We start from the raw sequence: 12,522 nt of genomic DNA, 5'->3' as shown, positions 1-12,522 counted from the left end.
ATTTAAATTTTACATTAAGAAAATAAATAAAGAAAATTCAAATAATTCGAAAAGACTTCAAATTATTAAAATGATCTTTTTTATTTTAATTAAATGCAAAATCATGTATAAAAAATACAATTATCTGTAACTTTTTTGTTTACGAGCTCTAGCTCCAGGACCACCGTATTTCTTAGGTTCGGAACGTCTTGGGTCTCCTACTAACATGGTTCTGTCATATTGGGTATAAACCTCTTTCAAGTCCATGTCTTGAGTCCATTGAACTAAACCTTTTGCAATTACCATACGTGCAGCTTCAGCTTGGCCCATAACTCCTCCACCATTAACTCTAATGGAGATGTCCACATTGTCTGCAACTTCTCCTGCTAATTCTAATGGTTCGGTTAATTTTAAACGTGCAAGTTCTGGAGAATAAAGTTCTAAAGGAACCTTATTGATTCTTACCTTACCGGTACCTTCTCTGATGGTACCTCTTGCAATAGCTGTTTTACGCTTACCGCTTGCATGAACAACTTTCATAAATTACACTCCATCTTTTGAAATAATTCGTATAATAATCCTAATTAGAATATTCCCTAATCTATGTTTTAAATTAAATAAGATAGAATTATAGATTGAAATTATATTTAAATCTATAGATCTAATCGAATTTAGCACCTAAAAGTTTAGAGATTTCTCCTAATTCCATTCCTTTTTTAATGTCGTTATATTCAGCTTCAGGCATGGTTAAAAGTTCAGCATCAGCATACTCTTCAGGTACGCCTACAAATGCCTTGAATCCTTTAAAAGCATTTCTACCTTTTGCTTTTTTCATAGGTAACATACCTCTTACGGTTCTTCTGAATATATCTTCTGGTCTTCTTGGATATTTAGGACCTAAGTCACGAGGGTTAGAGATGCTTGCTCTGTCCACTCTTTGCTTGTACTTAGCGTAAGCCCAATCCTTATTACCAGTTAACATTATTTTTTCAGCGTTGAGAACTACAATCTCTTCGCCTTCAAGAAGCTGCTTGCTGACAACGCTAGCAAGTCTTCCTAAAATATGTCCTTCACCGTTAATAATCATCATTTTAACACCAATCCTTTAGCTTATAACATAATCTTAACATTGCTACCTTTAGGATTTGCTTCTGCAAGCTCTGCAATAGATAAAGCTTCACAACCGAACTTTTCTATTTTTGCTTCAGCGTTTTTAGTAAATCCTAATGCTGCGATAGTTACCTTGTGGTCCAATTTGCCGTCAGATAAGACTTTACCTGGTACAACCACAGTTTCTCCTTCAACAGTATTTTTATTAATGTGAGAAAGGCTTACTTCCGCTTGGTTTCTAGCAGGTTTCTCAAGTTTGATAGCTACATCTTTCCAGATAGCTACTCCTTCTTCATAAGACTGTTTTCTAAGATTGTAAATAAGTGCAATAAGGTTAGGATTAGTTTTCTTAATTTCTCTAGCCATTATTAGCTTCCTCCTTCACTAAATGTGATAAACTCGTCTGTTTTAGCATCCAAAACATCACAAGCTTTTAATAAAACCTCTTTAGGAGGCATTGATCCATCAGTTTCAATTTTAAAAATAAAATCATTTTCACGATATCCAACATTGATGAATTTAGAACCTGCTGCCTTAGCTGTCCTTACGCAAGTCTTACATAATGAACAGTTTTCAATATCAATGACTTCAATGACTCCATCGTCCCTGTTTGCATCCAACACATTCCTTGGGCATGCATCAGCAACTTGATAGACCACATCTTCACCTTCATTGAAAGTGATTTCCGGATATTGCTTATATGCGCAAACTGTTGTAGGAACCCATTTTGCATGTTCCTTTCCGATTCCTAACTTTGCTACAGCTTCCAATTCAACATCTTGATCCTCTTTTAACTTCAAAAGAGGTATGGTATCGTATACTGGTTTAATCCTTGAGTCACCACAAGATTTTAAATCCCTTGAATAAACTACTTTTGGTCCGGTTTCATTTAATGAAAAGGATACGCTACATCTAGGGCAGTATTCACCCTTATCCACATAGTTTCCATTTTCATCATGGTTGCAGTCACAATCTTCTCTCATGACTAATCCTTCAATTGATTCCAAATCAGAAACCAAAGGAGTCAATCCTAATCTGTGAGCTAACACTTCATCAAACATAGCAGAATCGTTTTTTACAATAAATACATCTTCGATAGCTAATTTTGGTACTCTCATCATTGCGATTCTTCTGATTGCATTGATAAAAGGCACTTCTGCATCACGGACTATGAAAACCATAGAATTTTCATCTTGTTTTTTGACATCAATTTCCATATTAAACCCTTCTTATACTCTTCTTCCTCTTTTACCGCCTGGTCTTCCAGTACCATCATGAGGTATAGGAGTTATATCTTCAATTTTACCAATTTTAATTCCAGCTCTTGCTAATGCACGAATGGTTGCTTGTGCACCAGGACCTGGACTTCTAGGACCATTTCCACCAGGAGCTCTTACTCTTATGTGCAATCCGACAAATCCTTTTTCCTTTGCATCTTCAGCTGCTCTGTTTGCTGCTTCCATAGCTGCAAAAGGTGATGATTGCTGTCTGTCTGCACGTACTACTCTACCACCAGACCATTGACAAATGGTTTCTGCTCCTGTAATATCAGTTACAGTCAAGATAGTATTGTTAAAGGATGAATAAATATTAGCTATTCCCCATTTTTCGTCTTTTGCCATAGTTAATCACCTTATTGATTTTCTCCAGCTTGACTAGCTGCCTTATTGTATTCTTCAATCTGTTTAGCTACTGGGGAAGAGTGGTAGAAACCAACTGCTTCTTCTTCTCCTCTTTTTACTACATAACTTGGAGAGTTAATCTTTTTGCCGTTTAAAGCAATGTGTCCGTGTACTACAAACATTCTTGCTTCCTTAGCTGTGCGAGCTAAACCTTTTTGGAAAACTATAGTCTGTAATCTTCTTCTTAAAATATCTTCTACAGTTAAGTCTAAAATGTTTTCTAAGTGAGCAGCTTCATCGAGGATACCGGTTCTTTTCAAGTGTCCGAGTAATTCTTCGGTTTCAACTTGTACTTGATCTTGAGAGAACCCTAATAAGTATCTTGCTTCCCTACTGTATTTTCTAACTAAAGTATCAGCTTTCCAAATTTCTTTCTTGTTTTTTAAGCCGTATTTAGACATTAATTTATTTTCAGTTTTAATTCTTTCTGCATTCCAAGGATGAGGTGGAGTATCATACTTTTTCCTTGCTTTTCTTGGATGTCCCATAATCACATCTCCTTAATTTAGATTAAATTATTTATAAGTTTAAATATAATTTTCATGTTTGCCCTTGTCCCAAATTAAAAAGTTATTTTTAAAAAGGCTTAATTCTTTAATAAGCCTTATAAAAGAACTTATCTTCTGGAACGACTTACACCGACAGTAGAACTGTGTCTGAAAGTAGATTTAGTTCTTTGTCCTCTAACTGGTAAACCAACTTCATGTCTTCTTCCTTTGTAACTTCTGGTCTTTTTCATTCTGTTTAAATCGTCCCTTAAAGTCATGTCAAGGTCAGATTCAATCAAATGAAGGTCGTCTCCAGTAGCGTAATCCTTACGTCTGTTTAACATCCAATCAGGGATGCTGTAGTTTTGAGGATTTTCTAAAAGGTCTTCAATTTTGGTAACATCATCTTCAGAGATGTAACCAATCTTATCGGTAGTATTTAAACCTAAAGTAAGACAGATAGATCTAGATAAGGATAATCCAACACCTTTAATTTGAGTTAAAGCTTGTTCGATAGTTTTGTTTCCATCTACGTCCTTTCTGGATATACGCACTAAGTGCTTAAAGTCGTCTTCCATTAAAGTAACCTCCATATAATTTATAGAGCGAACCCACGAGACGTTAATTAAAAATTTAGCGGATTCGAATGCTTTATTTTTAAAGCACAGTTTTTTCAACAATGTAAAACTTAGCAAAAAGCGAATGGCGGTTTTATGAATTAAAGACTCCATTAAATGAATCTCTAATTAATCAATCCCCGTTCCCCTTAAACTAAGAGTTCATCAATATCAGTTTATAAGCACATTTAATAATTCTAATTAAATAATAACTACCTCAGCTTACTAAAAGATAGAGTAACTTAATACTCGATAAATTACTAATAAACTTTTATAGCCATAGCTAGATTATGATTTAACTAATTAAAAAAAATAGAAAAACATTAAATCTAATCGTAAAGCTTATTGAATTAGATTTAATTAATGATAATTGATAAAAATACAAAAATCATCTTATTATTAATAGTTCATTAAAATAATCCCAATAGAATTATATTAAATTGCTATATACTAATAAACGCCGAGACTGGGATTTGAACCCAGGAGAGGTTTCCCTCACGGGATTTCCAGTCCCGCGCCTTACCAGGCTAGACTATCTCGGCATATCTAACCAATCATAATGTGTAATATAAACACTATAAAAATATAAGTAATTAATAGTATATAAAGTTTTTGATTAATTTAGTAATTTTTTAAGAAAAATAGCAAATCGAATAATTTACAAGTCACAAGATTATATTAATTTTAATAATATTTAAGATTTTTTAATAAAATTACGAAAAAGTTTATATATTAGAAACAAAAAAATAAAAAGTTAAAATGATTAAGCAAAAAATCACAATCAAAATTCCGATGAAATCTGGATCAAATGAAAAATATTATTAGGACTTTATCTGAAAAAAAGAAAATTCCAAATATAAAAATAAATATATTTTTAATTGCACATATTTAATTAGGGTGAAAATATGGAAATTAAATCAATCCCTCAAGTAATTAAGGAAATTCAAGAGCTTGTAGATAAAGAGGATTACGAATCAGCCTACAATATAGCAAAAGACAATGTTGATTTGAATAAGGAATACACAGAAGGAGAATATGTATTTAAAAACCTGCTTGAAGAGCTTTTGTTTCAGGTATTAATTCAAAAGGAGATAAAAAAGAAAATCCCTATGATTTTGGATTATTCAAGCTTATATTCCAATTATGGAGAAGTTCTGATTCAATTGGATAAGATTGACGATGCTAAAAAGAGCTTTGAATTATCAAGAAACTATAATCCAATAAACATTAAAGCAAACTTCGGATTAGGTGACTTATATAAAATGGAAAACAAACTAAATGAATTTTATAAATTAGCCATAGAATCATTTAAAATAGCCTATTATCCAAAAGACCTTGCAAAATCATTTAGAAACTTATCATACTATTTTTTAAAGATAGCCAAAGAGGAAAATGCTGATGAAAACTTAAAAATAGCAATCCATTTAAAAAAGATCAGCAAAGATTATGATGATGAATCAGAGCTTGCCAAAACAGAATTAGATGAAATAAATGGAATCATTAGTAATTTTGATAAAGAAACAGTAGAAGCACTTGAAAGCACAGATTTAAAGGAATGTAGAAATGAATTAAAATCAAAAGGGCTTCCTTATGAAGCAGGAATTGAAATAATCACCATCTGCAAAAACCTAGGATTCCAGTTAGATGAGGCTAAAAAAGTAGTTCCAGCATTATATTACTTTAATATAGCATATGACCTAACTAAAGACCCAGACATTAAACTAGTGATTGATGACTTAAATGAAAAAGTAGAAAGAAGATTGGATGAATAAAAGAATCTGATTAATGTTTAACAATCAATAAAGACGGTTGTAAAGCAAAAAAAGGGATAAAAATTTTTGGTCAAGGTTTTTAAGGCCGAAGGCCTTAAAAAGCTTGAGCTATAGATCCAAAAGCTCCTTCTTCTTATTCTCAAACTCTTCCTCTGAAATGATTCCCTCTTTATAGAGCTCATGATACTTTCTAATCTGGTCTGGAATATCTATCTCACCAATCTTAGAATCTGATTTAATCTCTGCAGCATTGTATGGAGCGTTTGCAACTGGAGAATCTTCAACAGCAAGTTTAGGACCTTCAACAATATCTAAAAGCTTATCTTCAAAATTATCTAACATCTCATGGTCTAAGGTCTTCAATGAAATTGTCTTATCCTTTAATTTAATCTCCACCCTATTGATAGCTGGGCGATCGATGCTTTCACTATCCAATTCATCATAACTGATTTCATAGCTGTCCTTAAGCTTTCCATTCAATCTGCTTCTTTTTTCAATGAAAAGTTTATCCTTTTGAAATTTTATAGCTCCATTTGACTTATTCTTCTTTCCGCCTATTTCTTCTGTAAAAAGTCCTAAAAAATCAAATGTATTCTCTTCCCTTCTTGCCATACTACCACCAAATGAACTATTTATTAAATTAGATTATTATCCTATTTATTAAATTAGATTATTATCCTATTAATTTACTCGTTAAAATTATTAAATTATTTTATTTTTTAGTTATTTTAACTAAACTATCCTTTTAATAATCATTAAAAAATTAAATAATATTAAATATCATTAATAAAATATAATATTTTAAAAACATATAAATTTATCTTAAATAATTGAAATTTAAGCATGAATTAAAAATTATTTCCAAAATATGGGGTGAGATGATGGATGGAATGGATCCTGAAGACTATTTGATTTATAATTATTATTTTGAAGAGGAAGAGAATAATGGCTTAAGCAAGAATGAAAGCTGTTGTGGTGTTTTAATGGTTTTAATGATTCTTACAATCCTTTTAACTGTTGCATAGATAAAATTAAACCATAAGGAAAAATAGGAAAATATATTATTTAAAGGAAAGTTTAAAAATGAGCGTATTTGATTATATTTGCCATAGAAGACCTGAAAGAAGCTTCTTTTATAAGGGACGGCAATTTCCAGTATGTGCAAGATGTACAGGATTTTATATAAGTGGAATAGCTAGCATAATCCTATTTAAATACTTTCCATTACCTAACACTCTAACAACATTAGCTATTGGAATCTTGCTTCTTATTCCATGTGCAATTGATGGAACAAGCCAATTGTTTGAGATGAGAGAAAGCAATAATGTTCTACGTTTGATTACAGGCCTTTTAGGAGGAGTAGGGCTTATTATGATATATGAAGTGGTTTTAAACTTTGTCTTTTTAAATTTTATTTATTAAAATTAATCCAACATCAAAATAATGATTTAAAATTTTATTATTAATTTTAATCCAATTTTAAAATAATATCTAAAAAAGAATTATTAAAATTATTGATACATTAAAGAACTAAATAAGGCGGTAACATGGTAAAAAACAATAATGAAAGATTTGAACTTGATTTAAGTAAAAATGAAACTCCTGAATTCAGCAATGAAGAAATATTAAGCAAAATGAGAAGAGGATTCAATAATCAATATGTATGCTTTGAATATCCATTTTTATGGCAGAATATGCCAATTGACGAAGAGGATGAATTTACAGACATAATGCTTTTCAATAAAGCTAACAATGCAATTGTAAAAATATCAACACAGCCATGTCTCATTGATAATATAGACGATTTAAAGGAAGAGATTGAAAAGGACTTAAAATCCAATGGATGCACCATTCAACAGTCCGCTATGGAAAAGATGGAAACCCAAGACATTTGGGATGTCTTTTATACCACTAAAGAAGGGCTAGAAGTAGAGCAGTTCTCTATTTTAAAGGATAATAACCTATACAATCTGGAATTATATACCAAAAACAACAGAGATCAGGCAACTGTCAAATCCTTTGTTGATGTTATTCAAACATTTACAATCTTAAAACCAACTTATAAGGTAGATGGAGACAGTTATGAAAAGATAGAGTAAATTAAATATCTTTAAAATGAAAATAAGCAAAAATTTAAAAAATAGAATAACTTAAATAGCTAAAAATAAAAAATAAGAAAAATTATAAAAAATAGATTAAATTAAATAGCTAAAAATAAAAAATAAGAAAAAATAGATTAAAAAAAATTAAAAAAAGAATTAAATGAAATTATTTTTCTGCAAGAGTCCAATAACATCTTTTTGGAGAAACAATAGTTTCATCCTTTTTTAATTCTTTCATGATTTTATCGACTTCTTTCTTTTCAACACCAGAAAGTTCACTGACTTTTTTAGCGTTTAAAGGTTCTTCAGAGTTTTTAAATGCTTCAATTACTTTTTCTTTATCATCCATCTTATCACCTAACTTAATTAAATCATTAAATCTTAAAATGATTATGAAAAATATATTCAATCAAATCTTACCATCCTTTCGGATAGATTCCTGTATCCATAAAGACCTTATTTGTATCAACCACCAAACCGGAATCTGCATTCATTATCTCTTGAGAGGATAAAAGAGAAGTTCCTGCAGCTACCAGTTCTCCTTTTAAAGACTTTATTGCAACAAGATTGCCCTTTTGAATGTCCTTGGACAATTTGCAAATTCCACCTGCACCAAGCTTTGCCCCATGGCAGATCGCTTCAACTGCAGAGTCTTTAATGAATATCTGAGGAAGGTGTGAGCTAGCCACTTCCATTGGTTGGATGGCCTTTCTAATATGCTCTTCATCTCCGTCTTCCAAATAGAAATGATATGCATCTGTAAGGTCATGCAAGTTTACAAGGTCATTGTTTCGCTCATCGAATGGACCTACCCTAGTTCTTCTAAGCTCAGCCATATGAGCTCCGCAGCCCAATGCCTCACCGATATCATGACAATAGGTTCTGACATATGTTCCGGCTTCGCATCCTATCCTAAAGAGGACATCCTGTCCTTCTATTTCATAGATGGTAGAGTAATAAATATTTCTTACCCTTAATTCACGTTTTACAGCTGATTTAACAGGGGGTGTCTGGTAAATCTTGCCTGTAAATTCATTGAATATCCCTTTTACTTGATCTTCTGGTATTTCCCTATGCAAATGCATAAGACATACATATTCCTTACCTGCTGGAAGGAGAAGTTGGCTCACTCTTGTGGCGTTGTCTATGCCAATAGGAAGCACCCCAGTCACCTTAGGATCAAGTGTTCCCCCATGGCCTGTCTTATTGCATCCGAGGATCCTTTTAACCCAGGAGTCCACTTCGTGGGAGGTAGGGCCTGAAGGCTTGTCTAAATTGATTATTCCTTTAGCTATATGTTCTTCAATAGGTCTTTCATATGGATTGCATCCATATTCAGGATTAGTTTCAGATTTTGATTTAATTAAATAATCATCCATGGTTTTCTCTCCAATTTAGCTAAAGGCTTTTAAAAATAAGTTTATAAAATGGAACTTTTTAAATTATTAAGATTTTTTAAAAATACATTTCTAAGATAATTTAAGATTCTTAAAATCCTAAAAAATTCTTTCTAATATAAATTAAGATTTTTATTATAAATAAATTTAATTAATTTTAAAGTCAAATATTTAATTAAATACAAAAATACCATTAAATCAAGAGGAATAAGATGTCTAATCAAGATGAAGAAAACTATATGGATGATGAATTATTGCTTAATGCTCGAAAGCCTAAAGGAGAATTAGGGGAGAAACTAATTGAGAACATGAATATAAACCACGAATCCCTTGCACAGTGGAGCCTAAATCATTTAGAGATTGATAAGGATGATTTTATTTTAGATATTGGCTGCGGCGGAGGAGTTAATGTGGAAAGATTCCTTAAAATGACAGACAATAAGGTCTTTGGTCTTGATTATTCAGAGCTTTCAGTTGAGAAATCCATTGAATTGAATAGGGAATCAATTGATGATGGAAGATGTGAAATAATTCAAGGTTCAGTTTCCGATATGCCCTTTGAAGAAGGGATTTTTAATATTGCTACAGCCTTTGAAACAGTTTACTTCTGGCCTGATTTTGTAAATGACCTAAAGGAAGTCCATAGAATTTTAAAAAAAGATGGAATATTCTTTATTGCTAACGAAGCTCTTCCAAATGAGTATGACAAGCGTCAACAGCGCATCATTGAATTGTTAGAGATGCATATTTATTCAAAAGAAGAATTAGAGGATTCTTTAGAAAAAGCTGGTTTTTCTGATGTTAAATGTTTTATAAAGGAAGCCAAAGACTCTTTTACTGGCGATGATGCATATTGGATTTGTGTGATTGCTAAAAAGTAAGTAAAATAAGTTAAATAAGAACTTGATAAAATAACAAATTAAGATTAAAATAAAAGAAAAAAAGTTAAAATAAAAAAATAAGTGAAAATAAAAAATAAGTTAAAATAAGAAATAAAAATTAAAATAAGAAAAAAATAAGTGAAAATAAGTCTTATAAACTTATTTCTTTGGAATTACAGTTATATTTCCATCAAAGGAACATCCTTGATATTTGCCATCCCCTGCAAAGGTGAATGCACCATAATAATTGTCTTCACCGGCATCCGGCAGGTATTGGGCATTTTCTATAACAAACTCTCCCGTGTCATCCGTTTGAACATCCACCAATGTCCCCATTTCATATCCTGGCTTATGATAGGTTATTGTCTTATTTACCACCGGAAATCCATAAGCATCATTCAATACCCCTGTAAATGAGCCTCCCTCATTGACTTCAGTTGCATTGAATATCAGATATGTGGGAGTTGCATAGTTAAATTGGAAATAAAAGACACCTGCACAGATGACAAGTCCAATTAGCAATAATAAAAAATAATAACTTTCTCGTTCCATTTAACCACCTTAGAATAATTAGAAAGTCAAATCCTAATTATAAATATGATTTTTAACTAAATAAATCTTTTATATGCATAAATAAAAATAAAGAAGAAATTAAAGAAGTAATTAAAGAAGAAATTTAAGTTAATTTAAAAATTAACTCAAATCATCAATTGCCTTTTGAACATGCTTGATATAGACATCCCTGATGTCTTTAGACTGTGCCAGACCTTCAATTAGACAATCCACATCGTATCCTTCATCTTGGAACATGGATTTCCAAGAATCATCTTCATCTCCAGCCATATCGTTTTGAGCATGATCTCCAGCAACAACCATCAGAGGCTTTAGGATGATTTTCTTATAGTCTCCTTCCTTAACCATAGCCAAGACATCATCATAATCAGGCTTAGCCTCTACAGTGCCTATATAATAATGATCGAATCCCTTTTCTCCTAACATGGATTGCAATTTGGTATAAACCATATTAGACTCAGCAGGAGAGCCATGACCCATATAAACAATAGCTGTTTCATCACTTGATTCATCATCTTTAGTTATGCTGCTGATTAAGTCTTCAAAGTCTTCATCAGTGATTAATAAAGGATCTGCGATTGTAATATTATCAAATTTATCAATGTACTTATCTACAGTGTCCTTGATTTTGAAATGATATTCAGTTCCGTCCATTACATGAGTTGGCTGTACAATGACTGTCTTGACACCATCATTCACTGCCCTTTCAAGAGCATCTTGAACATTGTCAATATCCAAGTCATCACGTCTTTTAAGCTTGTTTATTACCATTTGACTAGTAAATGCCCTTCTCATTTCATAATCTGGAAATGCCTCATCAATATCCTTTTCAATAGCTCCAATGGTAAGAGCACGGTTATTGTTATAAGATGTACCAAAACTAACCACTAAAATAATTTTATCAACCATATTATCATCCTTTCTTTAAAAAAAATATTATTTCTAAATAACAATTTAATCGTTTAAATTATAATTTTCTAAAGAACTTATAATCAAAGCAACTAAAGAAAATTTTAAAATCACTAAATTATACTTTATTGTAAGAAATATTTAAAAATATTGATTATAAAAGAGTTGAAAATAAAGAAAGAGTGAAAAAATATTAAAAATATCAATTATATAAGAGTTGATAATAAATAAAAAAAGACAAATAAATTAAAAAAAAAGATTGAGAATAATAAATTATTCTCTATAAAGAATAAAACTATTTCATTTGATCTCTTAAGATTACTTCATTTGATCTCTTAAGATATAAAGCAATGCATTAGAAATAGCTGCTGCTACATTGCTTCCACCTTTGCGTCCGCGAGCAACGATATAAGGAACATCACATTGCATAATAAGCTCTTTTGACTGAACCACATTAACAAAACCCACTGGAACTCCAATGATAAGTTCTGGTTTGAGCTTGCCTTCCTGAATCAATTCATACAACCTTATCAAAGCTGTTGGAGCATTTCCAATAGCAAATATCAATGGCCTGTCCAGCTGTGATGCCTTATCCATAGATGCTCTAGCTCTAGTTGAATGATTCTTTTTAGCCATATCCCTAACATCATCATCACTCATAAAGCAGAAGACATCACCGCCATGCTTTTTAAGCTCTGCCTTATTGATTCCTGCCTTTGCCATTTGAGTATCAGTGACAATGCAAGCTCCATTTTTAATCGCTTCCAATGCCTTATCAACAACATCCTCTGAAAAGCATAAGTTATCCACATAATCAAAATCAGCAGCAGTATGAACTGCCCTTTTAATGATAGGTGCCAATTTAGGGTCAATTTCATGAGGCAATTCAGATTCTATTATTTCCATACTCCTATTTTCAATTTCAGCAGGCTCGACCTGTTCCAATTCAATTTTCATACTATCACTTCGATTTGTTTTTATTCAATAATTACTCTATAAATCAATTTAATTA

Annotated in this window: 18 protein-coding genes and 1 tRNA gene; 5 read left to right on the top strand and 14 right to left on the bottom strand. The window is 31.6% G+C overall.

Translation table 11 applies throughout. From position 1 onward, the window contains the following. Positions 1–120 precede the first annotated feature (120 nt). The 8 genes from MRU_RS04595 to MRU_RS04560 all read right to left on the bottom strand — a co-directional run bounded on the left by MRU_RS04595 (position 121) and on the right by MRU_RS04560 (position 4,418). Positions 121–519, bottom strand: coding sequence for a 30S ribosomal protein S9 (locus MRU_RS04595; RefSeq protein WP_012955713.1), 399 nt, complete (start codon positions 517–519; stop codon positions 121–123). 121 nt (positions 520–640) lie between these two features. Next, complete coding sequence (locus MRU_RS04590) at positions 641–1,066, bottom strand: 50S ribosomal protein L13 (RefSeq protein ID WP_083777666.1); 426 nt, start codon at positions 1,064–1,066, stop codon at positions 641–643. 23 nt (positions 1,067–1,089) lie between these two features. Then, positions 1,090–1,455 carry a 50S ribosomal protein L18e gene (locus MRU_RS04585; protein WP_012955711.1) on the bottom strand — a complete coding sequence of 122 codons (366 nt, stop codon included), beginning with the start codon at positions 1,453–1,455 and terminating at the stop codon, positions 1,090–1,092. 2 nt (positions 1,456–1,457) lie between these two features. Beyond that, positions 1,458–2,306, bottom strand: a complete 849-nt coding sequence (locus tag MRU_RS04580; RefSeq protein WP_012955710.1) for a DNA-directed RNA polymerase subunit D — start codon at positions 2,304–2,306, stop codon at positions 1,458–1,460. Positions 2,307–2,318: 12 nt separating this feature from the next. Then, complete coding sequence (locus tag MRU_RS04575) at positions 2,319–2,711, bottom strand: 30S ribosomal protein S11 (protein ID WP_012955709.1); 393 nt, start codon at positions 2,709–2,711, stop codon at positions 2,319–2,321. A gap of 11 nt (positions 2,712–2,722) precedes the next feature. Then, the gene (locus MRU_RS04570) at positions 2,723–3,259 is read right to left on the bottom strand and encodes a 30S ribosomal protein S4 (protein ID WP_012955708.1); all 537 of its coding nucleotides are present in this window, start codon (positions 3,257–3,259) and stop codon (positions 2,723–2,725) included. A gap of 128 nt (positions 3,260–3,387) precedes the next feature. Further along, complete coding sequence (locus tag MRU_RS04565) at positions 3,388–3,837, bottom strand: 30S ribosomal protein S13 (RefSeq protein ID WP_012955707.1); 450 nt, start codon at positions 3,835–3,837, stop codon at positions 3,388–3,390. 497 nt (positions 3,838–4,334) lie between these two features. Continuing rightward, positions 4,335–4,418 (bottom strand) — tRNA-Ser (locus tag MRU_RS04560). 363 nt (positions 4,419–4,781) lie between these two features. Here MRU_RS04560 and MRU_RS04555 point away from each other — a divergent pair. Then, complete coding sequence (locus tag MRU_RS04555; protein WP_012955706.1) at positions 4,782–5,648, top strand: hypothetical protein; 867 nt, start codon at positions 4,782–4,784, stop codon at positions 5,646–5,648. Positions 5,649–5,756: 108 nt separating this feature from the next. On the opposite strand, the gene MRU_RS04550 is transcribed toward MRU_RS04555, so the two are convergent. Continuing rightward, positions 5,757–6,260 (bottom strand): SHOCT domain-containing protein, encoded by a 504-nt coding sequence (locus MRU_RS04550; RefSeq protein WP_012955705.1) that lies wholly within the window; start codon positions 6,258–6,260, stop codon positions 5,757–5,759. A gap of 269 nt (positions 6,261–6,529) precedes the next feature. Here MRU_RS04550 and MRU_RS11910 point away from each other — a divergent pair, with 269 nt between their 5' ends. The 3 genes from MRU_RS11910 to MRU_RS04540 all read left to right on the top strand — a co-directional run bounded on the left by MRU_RS11910 (position 6,530) and on the right by MRU_RS04540 (position 7,747). Next, positions 6,530–6,673, top strand: a complete 144-nt coding sequence (locus MRU_RS11910) for a hypothetical protein (RefSeq protein WP_012955704.1) — start codon at positions 6,530–6,532, stop codon at positions 6,671–6,673. Between the two features lie 58 nt (positions 6,674–6,731). After that, the gene (locus tag MRU_RS04545) at positions 6,732–7,070 is read left to right on the top strand and encodes a DUF2085 domain-containing protein (protein ID WP_012955703.1); all 339 of its coding nucleotides are present in this window, start codon (positions 6,732–6,734) and stop codon (positions 7,068–7,070) included. A gap of 125 nt (positions 7,071–7,195) precedes the next feature. After that, complete coding sequence (locus MRU_RS04540) at positions 7,196–7,747, top strand: hypothetical protein (RefSeq protein ID WP_012955702.1); 552 nt, start codon at positions 7,196–7,198, stop codon at positions 7,745–7,747. Between the two features lie 169 nt (positions 7,748–7,916). Here the strand turns inward: MRU_RS04540 and MRU_RS04535 are convergent, their stop codons facing one another. Together MRU_RS04535 and MRU_RS04530 are read right to left on the bottom strand one after the other, a co-directional pair. After that, positions 7,917–8,099, bottom strand: a complete 183-nt coding sequence (locus MRU_RS04535; protein ID WP_012955701.1) for a hypothetical protein — start codon at positions 8,097–8,099, stop codon at positions 7,917–7,919. 67 nt (positions 8,100–8,166) lie between these two features. Next, positions 8,167–9,129 carry an RNA-guided pseudouridylation complex pseudouridine synthase subunit Cbf5 gene (locus MRU_RS04530; RefSeq protein WP_012955700.1) on the bottom strand — a complete coding sequence of 321 codons (963 nt, stop codon included), beginning with the start codon at positions 9,127–9,129 and terminating at the stop codon, positions 8,167–8,169. 230 nt (positions 9,130–9,359) lie between these two features. Here MRU_RS04530 and MRU_RS04525 point away from each other — a divergent pair, with 230 nt between their 5' ends. Further along, positions 9,360–10,028 carry a class I SAM-dependent methyltransferase gene (locus tag MRU_RS04525; RefSeq protein ID WP_012955699.1) on the top strand — a complete coding sequence of 223 codons (669 nt, stop codon included), beginning with the start codon at positions 9,360–9,362 and terminating at the stop codon, positions 10,026–10,028. A gap of 159 nt (positions 10,029–10,187) precedes the next feature. Here MRU_RS04525 and MRU_RS04520 read toward each other — a convergent pair whose 3' ends face one another. The 3 genes from MRU_RS04520 to MRU_RS04510 form a co-directional block, all read right to left on the bottom strand. Beyond that, on the bottom strand, positions 10,188–10,580 hold the full coding sequence (locus tag MRU_RS04520) for a hypothetical protein (protein WP_012955698.1): 393 nt from the start codon (positions 10,578–10,580) through the stop codon (positions 10,188–10,190). 141 nt (positions 10,581–10,721) lie between these two features. Beyond that, positions 10,722–11,510 (bottom strand): sirohydrochlorin cobaltochelatase, encoded by a 789-nt coding sequence (locus MRU_RS04515; protein WP_012955697.1) that lies wholly within the window; start codon positions 11,508–11,510, stop codon positions 10,722–10,724. 318 nt (positions 11,511–11,828) lie between these two features. Further along, positions 11,829–12,467 carry a precorrin-8X methylmutase gene (locus tag MRU_RS04510; protein ID WP_012955696.1) on the bottom strand — a complete coding sequence of 213 codons (639 nt, stop codon included), beginning with the start codon at positions 12,465–12,467 and terminating at the stop codon, positions 11,829–11,831. Between the last annotated feature and the right edge of the window lie 55 nt (positions 12,468–12,522).

The sequence above is a fragment of the Methanobrevibacter ruminantium M1 genome, assembly GCF_000024185.1.
In the GTDB taxonomy this organism is placed as follows: domain Archaea; phylum Methanobacteriota; class Methanobacteria; order Methanobacteriales; family Methanobacteriaceae; genus Methanobrevibacter; species Methanobrevibacter ruminantium.
This window is presented reverse-complemented; position numbering and strand designations above follow the sequence as displayed.

What these genes read in the sequence shown, in the direction of transcription:
- MRU_RS04595 (WP_012955713.1), bottom strand. Translation starts at nt 519, where the DNA reads ATGAAAGTTGTTCATGCAAGCGGTAAGCGTAAAACAGCTATTGCAAGA.
- MRU_RS04590 (WP_083777666.1), bottom strand. Translation starts at nt 1,066, where the DNA reads ATGATTATTAACGGTGAAGGACATATTTTAGGAAGACTTGCTAGCGTT.
- MRU_RS04585 (WP_012955711.1), bottom strand. Translation starts at nt 1,455, where the DNA reads ATGGCTAGAGAAATTAAGAAAACTAATCCTAACCTTATTGCACTTATT.
- MRU_RS04580 (WP_012955710.1), bottom strand. Translation starts at nt 2,306, where the DNA reads ATGGAAATTGATGTCAAAAAACAAGATGAAAATTCTATGGTTTTCATA.
- MRU_RS04575 (WP_012955709.1), bottom strand. Translation starts at nt 2,711, where the DNA reads ATGGCAAAAGACGAAAAATGGGGAATAGCTAATATTTATTCATCCTTT.
- MRU_RS04570 (WP_012955708.1), bottom strand. Translation starts at nt 3,259, where the DNA reads ATGGGACATCCAAGAAAAGCAAGGAAAAAGTATGATACTCCACCTCAT.
- MRU_RS04565 (WP_012955707.1), bottom strand. Translation starts at nt 3,837, where the DNA reads ATGGAAGACGACTTTAAGCACTTAGTGCGTATATCCAGAAAGGACGTA.
- MRU_RS04555 (WP_012955706.1), top strand. Translation starts at nt 4,782, where the DNA reads ATGGAAATTAAATCAATCCCTCAAGTAATTAAGGAAATTCAAGAGCTT.
- MRU_RS04550 (WP_012955705.1), bottom strand. Translation starts at nt 6,260, where the DNA reads ATGGCAAGAAGGGAAGAGAATACATTTGATTTTTTAGGACTTTTTACA.
- MRU_RS11910 (WP_012955704.1), top strand. Translation starts at nt 6,530, where the DNA reads ATGGATGGAATGGATCCTGAAGACTATTTGATTTATAATTATTATTTT.
- MRU_RS04545 (WP_012955703.1), top strand. Translation starts at nt 6,732, where the DNA reads ATGAGCGTATTTGATTATATTTGCCATAGAAGACCTGAAAGAAGCTTC.
- MRU_RS04540 (WP_012955702.1), top strand. Translation starts at nt 7,196, where the DNA reads ATGGTAAAAAACAATAATGAAAGATTTGAACTTGATTTAAGTAAAAAT.
- MRU_RS04535 (WP_012955701.1), bottom strand. Translation starts at nt 8,099, where the DNA reads ATGGATGATAAAGAAAAAGTAATTGAAGCATTTAAAAACTCTGAAGAA.
- MRU_RS04530 (WP_012955700.1), bottom strand. Translation starts at nt 9,129, where the DNA reads ATGGATGATTATTTAATTAAATCAAAATCTGAAACTAATCCTGAATAT.
- MRU_RS04525 (WP_012955699.1), top strand. Translation starts at nt 9,360, where the DNA reads ATGTCTAATCAAGATGAAGAAAACTATATGGATGATGAATTATTGCTT.
- MRU_RS04520 (WP_012955698.1), bottom strand. Translation starts at nt 10,580, where the DNA reads ATGGAACGAGAAAGTTATTATTTTTTATTATTGCTAATTGGACTTGTC.
- MRU_RS04515 (WP_012955697.1), bottom strand. Translation starts at nt 11,510, where the DNA reads ATGGTTGATAAAATTATTTTAGTGGTTAGTTTTGGTACATCTTATAAC.
- MRU_RS04510 (WP_012955696.1), bottom strand. Translation starts at nt 12,467, where the DNA reads ATGAAAATTGAATTGGAACAGGTCGAGCCTGCTGAAATTGAAAATAGG.